Source organism: Pedococcus sp. P2_E4, from assembly GCF_056403935.1.
In genome coordinates, this window is record NZ_JBFUEO010000014.1 from 37121 (window position 1) to 48484 (window position 11364).

Below are 11364 nucleotides of genomic sequence, written 5' to 3' on the forward strand. Positions count from 1 at the left end.
GTCAGGACTGCTCTCCCTCAGTGCTGGCGGCGGTGGCCTCCACGGCGGGCGCCTCAGCAGCAACGGTCTCGGTGGCGGCCTCCGGACGCTCGCGACGAGCGCGGGCGGGACGGTCGGCGCCGTCACGACGCGGGCCACGGCTCGGGCGCGGCGCAGCAGCCTGCTGCTGGGCCAGCTCGCGAGCGGTGACGTCACCCTTGTAGATCCACACCTTGACGCCGATGCGGCCGAAGGTGGTGCGGGCCTCGTAGAAGCCGTAGTCGATCTGCGCACGCAGCGTGTGCAGGGGGACGCGACCCTCGCGGTAGAACTCGGTGCGGGACATCTCCGCGCCGCCGAGGCGACCGGACACCTGGACACGGATGCCCTTGGCGCCGGCGCGGGTGGCGGACTGCATGCCCTTGCGCATGGCGCGACGGAACGACACACGCGCCGAGAGCTGCTCGGCGATGCCCTGGGCGACCAGCTGGCTGTCGATCTCGGGGTTCTTGACCTCGAGGATGTTCAGCTGCACCTGCTTGCCCGTGAGCTTCTCGAGCTCGCCACGGATGCGGTCGGCCTCGGCGCCGCGACGACCGATGACGATGCCGGGACGCGCGGTGTGGATGTCCACACGGACGCGGTCACGGGTGCGCTCGATCTCGACGCGGGAGATGCCGGCCCGCTCCATGCCCTCGGACATGAGCTTGCGGATGGCGACGTCTTCCTTGACGTAATCTCGGTAGCGCTGACCCTCCTTGGTGGAGTCAGCGAACCAGCGGCTCTTGTGCTCGGTGGTGATACCGAGGCGGAAGCCGTGCGGGTTGACCTTCTGACCCATTAGCGGGTGCCTCCCTTGGTGGTCTTCGGCGTGACGACCACGGTGATGTGGCTGGTGCGCTTGTTGATGCGGGCCGCGCGGCCCTGGGCACGCGGGCGGAACCGCTTCATCGTCGGGCCCTCGTCCACGAACGCAGCGCTGATGACCAGGTTGCGCTCGTCGAAGGCCTCGGAGGCCTTGTCGGCCTTGACCCGGGCGTTCGCGATGGCGCTCTCGAGCACCTTCTGGATCGGCTCCGACGCGGACTGCGGCGCGAACTGCAGCACGGCAACGGCCTCGACGGCCTGCTTGCCGCGGATGAGGTCCACGATGCGCCGGGCCTTCTGGGGCGTGACGCGGACGTGCCGCGCGCTCGCCTTGGCTTCCATCACGTTGTCCTTGTTCTCGGTGGAGGCGGCCATCAGCGACGACGCCCCTTCTTGTCGTCCTTCACGTGACCCTTGAACGTGCGGGTCGGCGCGAACTCACCGAGCTTGTGGCCGACCATCGACTCGGTGACGAACACCGGGACGTGCTTGCGGCCGTCGTGCACGGCGAGGGTGTGACCGAGCATGTCCGGACTGATGACCGAACGGCGCGACCACGTCTTGATGACGTTCTTCGAACCCGCTTCGTTCTGGACGTCCACCTTCTTCTGGAGGTGGTCGTCGATGAAGGGGCCCTTCTTCAGACTGCGAGGCATGTTTCCAGGCTCCTATCAGCGCTTCTTGCCAGTGCGGCGGCGACGAACGATGAGCTTGTCGCTGGGCTTGCCGGGGCGACGGGTGCGGCCCTCGGCCTGACCCCACGGGCTGACCGGGTGACGACCACCGGAGGTCTTGCCCTCGCCACCACCGTGCGGGTGGTCGACCGGGTTCATGGCGACACCACGGACGGTCGGGCGCTTGCCCTTCCAGCGCATGCGGCCGGCCTTGCCCCAGTTGATGTTGGACTGCTCGGCGTTGCCCACCTCACCGACCGTGGCGCGGCAGCGCAGGTCGACGTTGCGGATCTCACCGGACGGCATGCGCAGCTGGGCGTAGGGGCCGTCCTTGGCGACGAGCTGCACACGGACACCAGCCGAACGGGCGATCTTCGCGCCGCCACCGGGCTTGAGCTCGACGGCGTGGATGACCGTACCGGTCGGGATGTTGCGCAGCGGCAGGCTGTTGCCGGGCTTGATGTCGGCGGCCGGGCCGTTCTCGATGTTGGCGCCCTGCTCCAGGCCCTTGGGGGCCAGGATGTAGCGCTTCTCGCCGTCGGCGTAGTGCAGCAGCGCGATACGGGCGGTGCGGTTGGGGTCGTACTCGATGTGAGCGACCTTGGCCGGCACGCCGTCCTTGTCGTGACGACGGAAGTCGATCACGCGGTAGGCGCGCTTGTGGCCACCACCGATGTGACGCGTCGTGATGCGGCCGTTGCTGTTGCGCCCGCCGGACTTGGTCAGTGGACGGACCAGCGACTTCTCCGGCGTGGAGCGCGTGACCTCGACGAAGTCGGCAACGCTGGAGCCACGACGGCCAGGCGTCGTCGGCTTGTACTTGCGGATACCCATGTTCGTAATCCCTTACGTCTCTTCAGCGTTCGCGTCAGGCGCCGGCACCGAAGATGTCGATCGTGCCCTCGCGGAGGGTGACGATCGCACGCTTGGTGTCCTTGCGCTTGCCGATGCCGAACCGGGTGCGGCGGGTCTTGCCGACACGGTTGAGGGTGTGGACGGAGTCGACCTTGACGTCGAAGATGCGCTCGATCGCGATCTTGATCTCGGTCTTGTTGGCGCGGGGGTCGACGATGAAGGTGTACTTGCCCTGGTCGAGCAGCGAGTACGACTTCTCCGACACGACGGGCGCGATCAGGATGTCGCGCGGGTCCTTGCCAGCAGCGAGGGTGCTCACTTCGTCTCCTCCTCAGCCACGTCCTGGGCGGCTTCGCCACCGGCAGGGACGAAACCAGCAGCCGCGGCGGCATCCGCAGTGCGGAACCAGACCTCGGCGATGGTCGCGTCGTACCAGCGGGAGCCGGGAACGTGGTACTTCATCGAGTCCTTGTTGCCCTTGACGTCGAAGCCCTCGGGGGCCGAGCCGTCTTCGAGCGCAGCGGCCGAGTCGGGGCCGAAGCCACCGTCGGCAGCGTCCGTGTCGACCAGGGTGGCCGGCTCGGCAGCCTTCGCGGGCTTGTCGGCCTTGGCGGGCTTGTCCGCCTTCGCGACCTTGTCGGCCTTGGCCGGCTTGTCCGCCTTGGCGACCTTCTCGGCCTTCGCAGGCTTGTCGGCCTTCGCAGGCTTGTCAGCCTTGGCGACCTTGGCTGGGGCGTCCACGACGACCTCGGTCTCGGCGGCGACGACGGCCCCACCCACCGGCTGCACCTTGTTGACGAACGCGTCGAGCGCGGAGGTCGTGAAGACCACGTCGTCGGCGCAGAGCACGTCGTAGGTGTTGAGCTGGTCGGCGGCGAGCACGTGCACGCCGTCGAGGTTGCGGACCGACTTCATCGACACGAGGTCGCTGCGGTCGAGCACCACGAGCAGGTTCGGACGGTCGGTCAGACCGGCGAGGATGGCCAGCGCGTCCTTGGTGGACGGGGCGTCACCGGTGACGAGCGAGTCGACCACGTGGACGCGGTCGTGACGGGCCCGGTCGGAGAGGGCGCCACGCAGGGCGGCGGCCTTCATCTTCTTGGGGGTGCGCTGGGCGTAGTCACGCGGCTGCGGGCCGTGGACGACGCCACCACCGGCGAACTGCGGCGCACGGGTCGAGCCCTGACGGGCGCGGCCGGTGCCCTTCTGGCGGTAGGGCTTGCGGCCACCACCGCGGACCTCGCCGCGGGTCTTGGTGGAGTGCGTGCCCTGACGCGCAGCGGCCAGCTGGGCCACGACGACCTGGTGGATCAGCGGCACGTTGACCTGCACGTCGAAGATCTCGGCGGGCAGCGTGGCTTCAGTACGCGTAGACATCAGCGTCCCTTCGCGGCCGTGCGGACGAGGACGGTGCCGCCGCGGGGGCCGGGAACGGCACCCTTGACGAGCAGCAGACCCTTGTCGGTGTCCACGGCGTGGATCTCGAGGTTCTGGGTGGTCTGGCGCACGCCGCCCATGCGGCCGGCCATCTTCATTCCCTTGAAGACGCGACCCGGGGTGGCGCAGCCACCGATCGAGCCCGGCTTGCGGTGGTTCTTGTGCGCACCGTGCGAGGACGAGACGCCGTGGAAGCCGTGACGCTTCATGACACCGGCGAAGCCCTTGCCCTTGGTGGTGCCCGTGACGTCGATCTCCTGGCCGGCCTCGAAGGCCTCCACGGTGATCTCCTGGCCGAGCGCGTACTCGGTGGCGTCAGCGGTGCGCAGCTCGACGAGGTGGCGGCGAGGAGTCACGCCAGCCTTCTCGAAGTGGCCGGTGAGGGGCTTGGTCACCTTGCGCGGGTCGATCGCGCCGAACGCGATCTGCACAGCGGCATATCCGTCGGTCTCGGCGGCGCGAACCTGCGTGACGACGCAGGGGCCCGCCTCGATGACGGTGACGGGGACGAGCCGGTTGTCGGCGTCCCACACCTGGGTCATGCCGAGCTTCTTGCCCAGCACACCCTTCACAGTCTTGGTAGCAGTCATTTCGTCAGCCTCAGAGCTTGATCTCGATGTTGACGTCAGCCGGCAGGTCGAGACGCATCAGCGAGTCGACGGCCTTGGGCGTCGGGTCGATGATGTCGATGAGGCGCTTGTGGGTGCGCATCTCGAAGTGCTCGCGGCTGTCCTTGTACTTGTGGGGCGAACGGATGACCACGAAGACGTTCTTCTCCGTGGGCAGCGGCACGGGGCCAACCACCGTCGCACCGGCACGGGTCACCGTGTCGACAATCTTGCGCGCCGAGTTGTCGATGACCTCGTGGTCATACGACTTCAGTCGGATGCGGATCTTCTGTCCCGCCATCTCCGTTACGTCTCTCTCTCGCCGAACATCTAGCATGTGGCCGCCTCTGCTGACCTCCGACCCCCGCGGTCGGGTGTGTCGCACCCGCTTCGCGGCCCGACGACATGCGTTTCCACGCAGATCGTGCGGATCATTCGGAAGTCCGGCAGAGCCGGGGCTTGCGCTTCCCTGGAGTGTCGCCCCGTGCGTGGGAGCACGGTTCGAGGTGTGGCACCGGGGGTGGCGGAGACGACATGGGTCGTCGCCGCGCGTCAAGCAACCGCTCCAGTGTGCCAGAGGCGGTGGCGACCTACCAAATCGAGGCCGGGGCACCCGGCATACCCGCGCAGGTGGCGCGTCGCGCCTGCCGCGAGCAGCCCGTATGCCGTGCCACGGCGCGGCCCCGGACGCGGGAGACCCCGGTCCCCGACGCTCCCCCACGGGCAGAGCCGCGGTGGCAGGATCGCGGCATGACGACGCCGTCGACCACTCCGGCCGGCCCCGGCCGCGCCCGGCAGGGACTCATCTACCGGGCGGGGGTCCTGGGACACCGACCCCAGGTGCCCACCGACTTCGCCGAGCTCGAGCGCCGGGCCGAGCAGTGCATGTCTCCCAGGGCGTGGGCCTACGTCGCGGGCGGCGCCGGCGAGGGCGCGACGATGCGGGCCAACCGTGCGGCCTTCGAGCGGTGGCAGATCGTCCCCCGGATGCTCCCCGGGGCGACCCGGCGCGACCTCGCCGCCACCGTGCTGGGGCAGCCGCTGCCCACCCCGCTGCTGCTCGCCCCCATCGGCGCGGCCGGCCTGGCCCACGCCGACAGCGACGTGCTCATCGGGCGGGCCGCCGCGCAGGCCGGCGTGCCGTACGTCATCTCCAACCAGGGCTGCGCGCCGATGGAGGAGGTCGCCGAAGCCATGGGCGACGCGCCCCGCTGGTTCCAGCTGTACTGGTCGACCGACGAGCGGCTGGTCGACAGCCTGCTCGCCCGGGCTGCCGCCATCGACGCGGGGGCCGTGGTCGTCACGCTGGACACGACGATGCTCGGCTGGCGGCCGCAGGACCTCAACCTGGGCAGCCTGCCGTTCTCGCAGGGCGTCGGGATCGCGCAGTACACCTCCGACCCACGCTTCCGCGAGATCGTGGCTGAGCGGGTGGCCGAGAAGGCGGCGCTCGAGGGCCGCGACGACGTGAAGGTGACCCTCGCCGCGATCCGGTCGCTGCTGTCGATCAGCCGGGAGCACCCCGGTGACCTGCGCTCCAACCTGCGCTCACCCGAACCCAGAGCCGCCGTCGAGACGTTCCTCGACATCTACTCCAACCCGGGGCTCACGTGGGAGCAGCTGGGCACCCTGCGCGACCGCACCGAGCTGCCGATCGTCATCAAGGGGATCCTGCACCCCGAGGACGCCCAGCGGGCGGTCGACGCCGGGGCGTCGGGCATCGTCGTGAGCAACCACGGCGGACGGCAGGTCGACGGAGCCGTGGCCTCGCTGGACGCGCTGCCGGGCGTCCGCTCGGCCGTGGGCCCGGACACCACCGTGATCCTCGACAGCGGCGTGCGCACGGGGTCCGACGTCGTCAAGGCCCTCGCGCTCGGGGCCGACGCCGTCGCCCTCGGGCGGCCCTACGTCTACGGACTCGCCCTCGCGGGGGCCGAGGGCGTCCGCGACGTCATCGCCAACGTCCTCGCCGAGCTCGACCTCACCCTGGGGCTGTCCGGGGTGACCTCGGTGGCAGCCCTGTCCCCCGACCTGCTGCAGCCCACGCCCCGCTGACCCGGCCACGCGGCATACCGGACAAGCAGGAGGGCCCCACAGCCGAAGCTGTGGGGCCCTCCTGGTGATGCTGGTGTGTCAGATCACCGGTGACGAAGTCGCCGAATGTTACTTGGTGATCTTGGTGACGCGGCCGGCGCCGACGGTGCGGCCTCCCTCGCGGATGGCGAACTTGAGGCCCTCCTCCATCGCGATCGGCTGGATGAGCTCGACGTTCATCTCGGTGTTGTCACCGGGCATGACCATCTCGGTGCCCTCGGGCAGCGAGACGACGCCGGTCACGTCCGTGGTGCGGAAGTAGAACTGCGGGCGGTAGTTGTCGTAGAACGGCGTGTGACGGCCGCCCTCATCCTTGGACAGGATGTAGACGTTGGCCTCGAAGTTCGTGTGCGGGGTGATGGAACCCGGCTTCACGATGACCTGGCCACGCTCGACGTCCTCGCGCTTGGTGCCACGAAGGAGCAGGCCGACGTTCTCGCCAGCGCGACCCTCGTCGAGGAGCTTGCGGAACATCTCGACACCGGTGACGGTGGTCTTGGCCGGCGGGCCGGTGTGGATGCCGACGATCTCGACCTCCTCGTTGACCTTGAGGACACCGCGCTCGATGCGACCGGTGACGACGGTGCCACGACCGGTGATCGTGAACACGTCCTCCACGGGCATGAGGAACGGCTTGTCGATCTCGCGCTCCGGCTCGGGGATCGCGGTGTCGACGGCGTCCATGAGCTCGAGGACCGACTTGCCCCACTCCTCGTCGCCCTCGAGCGCCTTCAGCGCCGAGACCTTGACGACCGGCAGGTCGTCACCGGGGAACTCGTAGGAGGACAGCAGCTCGCGGACCTCCATCTCGACGAGCTCGAGGATCTCCTCGTCGTCGACCATGTCGGCCTTGTTGAGCGCCACGACGATGTAGGGAACGCCGACCTGGCGGGCCAGGAGGACGTGCTCCTTCGTCTGCGGCATGGGGCCGTCCGTGGCCGCGACCACGAGGATGGCGCCGTCCATCTGCGCCGCACCCGTGATCATGTTCTTCACGTAGTCCGCGTGCCCGGGGCAGTCGACGTGGGCGTAGTGACGGCCCTCGGTCTGGTACTCGATGTGCGCGATGGAGATGGTGATACCGCGCTGCTTCTCCTCGGGCGCCTTGTCGATGTCGTCGAACGCGAACTGCGGGTTCAGGTCCGGGTACTTGTCGTGCAGGACCTTGGAAATCGCAGCCGTCAGCGTCGTCTTACCGTGGTCGATGTGACCAATGGTGCCGATGTTGACGTGCGGCTTAGTCCGCTCGAACTTTGCCTTCGCCACTTGATGTCCTCCTCAGGACTCTTCTTGGTGAAACGCCTTACGACCTGACGGGCGTGGCGCGGATTGTGGGGGTGGTGCTGGGTGGTGCTTGTCGTGCTGCTCGCGGTGCCGACCGGTAATGCTACCGGTCACTCACCACGGGTCTTCTTGATGATCTCCTCGGCCACAGCCTTGGGGACCTCGGCGTAGGAGTCAAACTCCATCGAGTAGTTGGCCCGGCCCTGGGTCTTCGACCGCAGGTCGCCGACGTAGCCGAACATCTCCGAGAGCGGGACCAGGCCGCGCACGACCTTGGCGCCACTGATGTCCTCCATGGCCTGGATCTGGCCACGGCGGGAGTTGATGTCGCCGATGACGTCGCCCATGTAGTCCTCGGGCGTCCGCACCTCGACGGCCATCATCGGCTCGAGCAGCACGGGGTCGGCCTTGCGGACGGCCTCCTTGAGCGCCATGGAACCGGCGATCTTGAACGCCATCTCCGAGGAGTCGACGTCGTGGTAGGCGCCGTCGAGCAGCGAGGCCTTGATCCCCACCAGCGGGTAGCCGGCGAGCACGCCGTACTGCATGGCGTCCTGGATACCGGCGTCGACCGACGGGATGTACTCGCGCGGGATACGGCCACCAGTGACCTTGTTCTCGAACTCGTACAGCTCGCCCGACTCGGTGGTGTCCAGCGGCTCGATGCTGATCTGCACCTTCGCGAACTGGCCGGAGCCACCGGTCTGCTTCTTGTGGGTGTAGTCGTACTTCTCCACGGTGCGGCGGATCGTCTCGCGGTAGGCCACCTGCGGCTTGCCGACGTTGGCCTCGACCTTGAACTCGCGCTTCATGCGGTCCACGAGGATGTCCAGGTGGAGCTCGCCCATGCCGGCGATGATCGTCTGGCCGGTCTCCTCGTCGTGGTGGACCTGGAAGGTCGGGTCCTCGGCGGAGAGCTTCTGGATGGCCGTGGAGAGCTTCTCCTGGTCACCCTTGGTCTTGGGCTCGATGGCCACCTGGATGACCGGGTCCGGGAACGTCATCGACTCGAGCACGATCTGCTCGTTCGGGTCGCTCAGGGTGTCGCCGGTGGTGGTGTCCTTGAGGCCGATCGCCGCGTAGATGTGACCCGCGAGGGCCTCGTCGACGGGGTTCTCCTTGTTGGCGTGCATCTGGAACAGCTTGCCGATGCGCTCCTTGCGGCCCTTGGTCGTGTTGACGACGGCGGAGCCGGCGGAGATCTGGCCGGAGTAGACGCGGATGAAGGTCAGCGTGCCGAAGAACGGGTGCGAGGCGACCTTGAAGGCCAGGGCCGAGAACGGCTCGTCCTTGCTCGGCTTGCGCGTCATCTCGACCTCCTCGTTGCCCGGCTTGTGGCCGACCATCGGGGGGACGTCGAGCGGCGACGGCAGGTAGTCGACGACAGCGTCGAGCATCGGCTGCACACCGCGGTTCTTGAACGCGGAGCCGCACAGGATCGGGTAGAGCTCGGAGTTGACCGTGAGCTTGCGGATCGCGCCCTTGATCTCCTCCGGCGTCAGCTCCTCGCCACCGAGGTACTTCTCCATGAGGACGTCGTCGGACTCGGCGACGCGCTCGACGAGGTGGTGGCGGTACTCCTCCACCTTCTCGAGCATGTCGGCCGGGATCTCCTGGATCTCGTACTTGGCACCCATGGTGACGTCACCCTTGGCGTCACCGGGCCACACGAGCGCGCGACGGTAGATGAGGTCGACGACACCGACGAAGTCGTTCTCGGAGCCGATCGGCAGCTGGAGCACGAGGGGCTCGGCGCCGAGGCGGTCCTTGATGGTGTCGACGGTGAAGTAGAAGTCCGCGCCCAGCTTGTCCATCTTGTTGACGAACGCGATGCGGGGGACGTCGTACTTGTCGGCCTGACGCCACACGGTCTCGGACTGGGGCTCGACGCCCTCCTTGCCGTCGAACACGGCGACGGCACCGTCGAGGACGCGCAGCGAGCGCTCGACCTCGACCGTGAAGTCCACGTGACCGGGGGTGTCGATGATGTTGATCTGGGTGCCCTCCCAGAAGGAGGTCACGGCGGCAGACGTGATCGTGATGCCGCGCTCCTTCTCCTGCTCCATCCAGTCGGTGGTCGAGGCACCGTCGTGGGTCTCACCGATCTTGTGGTTGACACCGGTGTAGAAGAGGATGCGCTCCGTCGTCGTCGTCTTGCCGGCGTCGATGTGCGCCATGATGCCGATGTTGCGGACCTTGGTCAGGTCCGTCAGGACGTCGAGTGCCAATGTAATTGCTCTCATCTCGCTCGTTGCGGAAGTACTGCGTTGCGGTCGTTCCGACCGCGAGGGGGTATGCCGTCCGCTCGAGCGAGCGGACGGCACACCTCGCTGTCACCAGCGGTAGTGCGCGAAGGCCTTGTTGGACTCGGCCATCTTGTGGGTGTCCTCGCGACGCTTCACCGCGGCGCCGAGGCCGTTGGACGCGTCGAGGATCTCGTTCATGAGGCGCTCGGTCATGGTCTTCTCACGACGCTGACGCGAGTAGCCGACCATCCAGCGCAGGGCCAGGGTCGTGGCGCGGTTGGGCTTGACCTCGACCGGGACCTGGTAGGTCGCACCGCCGACGCGGCGGGACTTGACCTCGAGCGTCGGACGGATGTTGTCGAGCGCGCGCTTGAGGGTGGCCACCGGGTCGGTGCCCGTCTTTTCGCGGCAGCCCTCGAGGGCGCCGTAGACGATGGTCTCGGCGATGGACTTCTTGCCATCGAGGAGGATCTTGTTGACCAGCTGGGTCACCAGCGGGGACTGGTAGACCGGGTCGACGACGAGGGGGCGCTTCGGCGCGGGTCCCTTGCGAGGCATTACTTCTTCTCCATCTTCGCGCCGTAGCGGGAACGGGCCTGCTTGCGGTTCTTGACACCCTGGGTGTCGAGCGAGCCGCGCACGATCTTGTAGCGCACGCCGGGGAGGTCCTTCACACGACCGCCACGCACGAGCACGATGGAGTGCTCCTGCAGGTTGTGGCCGACGCCGGGGATGTAGGCCGTGACCTCGATGCCGCTGGTGAGGCGCACACGGGCGACCTTGCGCAGGGCAGAGTTCGGCTTCTTGGGGGTGGTGGTGTACACACGCGTGCACACGCCACGGCGCTGGGGCGAGCCCTTGAGGGCAGGAGTCTTGGTCTTGGTGACCTTGTCCTGACGCCCCTTGCGCACAAGCTGGTTGATCGTAGGCAACCTGTTCTCCGTACGTAGTTGATGTTCTGCACCGTCGGACCGCAGTCCTCGGGCACTCCTTGGTGTGGTCGCTCCGCCGACCCCCGCACTCGGGTGTGTCGTGCTCGGCGCTCTCCCCTGCACTCTCCACGCACAGACCCTGGGTCAAGACCCGGAGGTTCGTGGTGGATTGCCCGGCGAGAGGTGGTGCTGGTGCTGGCGGACCGTCTCGGTCGCCCACTCCAGCGGGCATGCCTGAGCGGACCTCAGACACAGTGTTCAAAGATACCGCCTGCGTGGTGGCCCACCAAATCGGTGCGGACCGGCCATGACCGCCCGACCACCCCCCGGCCGACGCCACAGGGCGGGTAGGCCGCGTGGTGACCACGCGGCATACCCGCCCTGTGAG

13 protein-coding genes are annotated in these 11364 nt (G+C 68.0%); 1 reads left to right on the forward strand and 12 read right to left on the reverse strand.

Annotation, left to right across the window (positions count from 1 at the left end):
- Position 1: 1 nt before the first annotated feature.
- Genes rpsC through rpsJ form a run of 8 tightly spaced genes read right to left on the reverse strand, consistent with a single transcriptional unit; the run spans position 2 to position 4721 of the window.
- Complete coding sequence (rpsC, locus tag AC1DV7_RS09065; RefSeq protein ID WP_477596717.1) at positions 2-820, reverse strand: 30S ribosomal protein S3; 819 nt, start codon at positions 818-820, stop codon at positions 2-4.
- Positions 820-1188, reverse strand: coding sequence for a 50S ribosomal protein L22 (gene rplV, locus AC1DV7_RS09070; RefSeq protein ID WP_477596789.1), 369 nt, complete (start codon positions 1186-1188; stop codon positions 820-822). The genes rpsC and rplV overlap by 1 nt, the downstream gene beginning before the upstream one ends.
- 32 nt (positions 1189-1220) lie before the next feature.
- Positions 1221-1502, reverse strand: coding sequence for a 30S ribosomal protein S19 (gene rpsS, locus AC1DV7_RS09075; protein ID WP_477596719.1), 282 nt, complete (start codon positions 1500-1502; stop codon positions 1221-1223).
- A 15-nt stretch (positions 1503-1517) separates the two neighbouring features.
- Positions 1518-2354: a 50S ribosomal protein L2 gene (gene rplB, locus AC1DV7_RS09080; protein ID WP_477596721.1), complete on the reverse strand. Its 837-nt coding sequence runs from the start codon at positions 2352-2354 to the stop codon at positions 1518-1520.
- Positions 2355-2388: 34 nt separating this feature from the next.
- Complete coding sequence (gene rplW, locus AC1DV7_RS09085; RefSeq protein WP_477596723.1) at positions 2389-2694, reverse strand: 50S ribosomal protein L23; 306 nt, start codon at positions 2692-2694, stop codon at positions 2389-2391.
- Complete coding sequence (gene rplD, locus AC1DV7_RS09090) at positions 2691-3752, reverse strand: 50S ribosomal protein L4, sunset domain variant (RefSeq protein ID WP_477596724.1); 1062 nt, start codon at positions 3750-3752, stop codon at positions 2691-2693. Before rplD ends, rplW begins: the two co-directional genes overlap by 4 nt.
- Positions 3752-4402, reverse strand: a complete 651-nt coding sequence (gene rplC / locus AC1DV7_RS09095) for a 50S ribosomal protein L3 (RefSeq protein WP_477596726.1) — start codon at positions 4400-4402, stop codon at positions 3752-3754. The genes rplD and rplC overlap by 1 nt, the downstream gene beginning before the upstream one ends.
- Positions 4403-4412: 10 nt before the next feature.
- A complete protein-coding gene (gene rpsJ / locus AC1DV7_RS09100; protein ID WP_009775966.1) occupies positions 4413-4721 on the reverse strand; it encodes a 30S ribosomal protein S10 in 309 nt (102 codons plus the stop codon).
- Positions 4722-5170: 449 nt separating this feature from the next.
- Between rpsJ and AC1DV7_RS09105 the strand changes: the two genes are divergently transcribed.
- Positions 5171-6475 (forward strand): alpha-hydroxy-acid oxidizing protein, encoded by a 1305-nt coding sequence (locus AC1DV7_RS09105; RefSeq protein ID WP_477596729.1) that lies wholly within the window; start codon positions 5171-5173, stop codon positions 6473-6475.
- A 108-nt stretch (positions 6476-6583) separates the two neighbouring features.
- On the opposite strand, the gene tuf is transcribed toward AC1DV7_RS09105, so the two are convergent.
- From tuf to rpsL, 4 genes are all read right to left on the reverse strand, one after another.
- Positions 6584-7780, reverse strand: coding sequence for an elongation factor Tu (gene tuf / locus AC1DV7_RS09110; protein WP_477596731.1), 1197 nt, complete (start codon positions 7778-7780; stop codon positions 6584-6586).
- Between the two features lie 128 nt (positions 7781-7908).
- Positions 7909-10026 (reverse strand): elongation factor G, encoded by a 2118-nt coding sequence (fusA, locus tag AC1DV7_RS09115; protein WP_477596791.1) that lies wholly within the window; start codon positions 10024-10026, stop codon positions 7909-7911.
- Positions 10027-10131: 105 nt separating this feature from the next.
- Positions 10132-10602, reverse strand: a complete 471-nt coding sequence (rpsG, locus tag AC1DV7_RS09120; RefSeq protein WP_477596733.1) for a 30S ribosomal protein S7 — start codon at positions 10600-10602, stop codon at positions 10132-10134.
- Positions 10602-10976: a 30S ribosomal protein S12 gene (gene rpsL, locus AC1DV7_RS09125; protein WP_056883290.1), complete on the reverse strand. Its 375-nt coding sequence runs from the start codon at positions 10974-10976 to the stop codon at positions 10602-10604. The genes rpsG and rpsL overlap by 1 nt, the downstream gene beginning before the upstream one ends.
- Positions 10977-11364 lie beyond the last annotated feature (388 nt).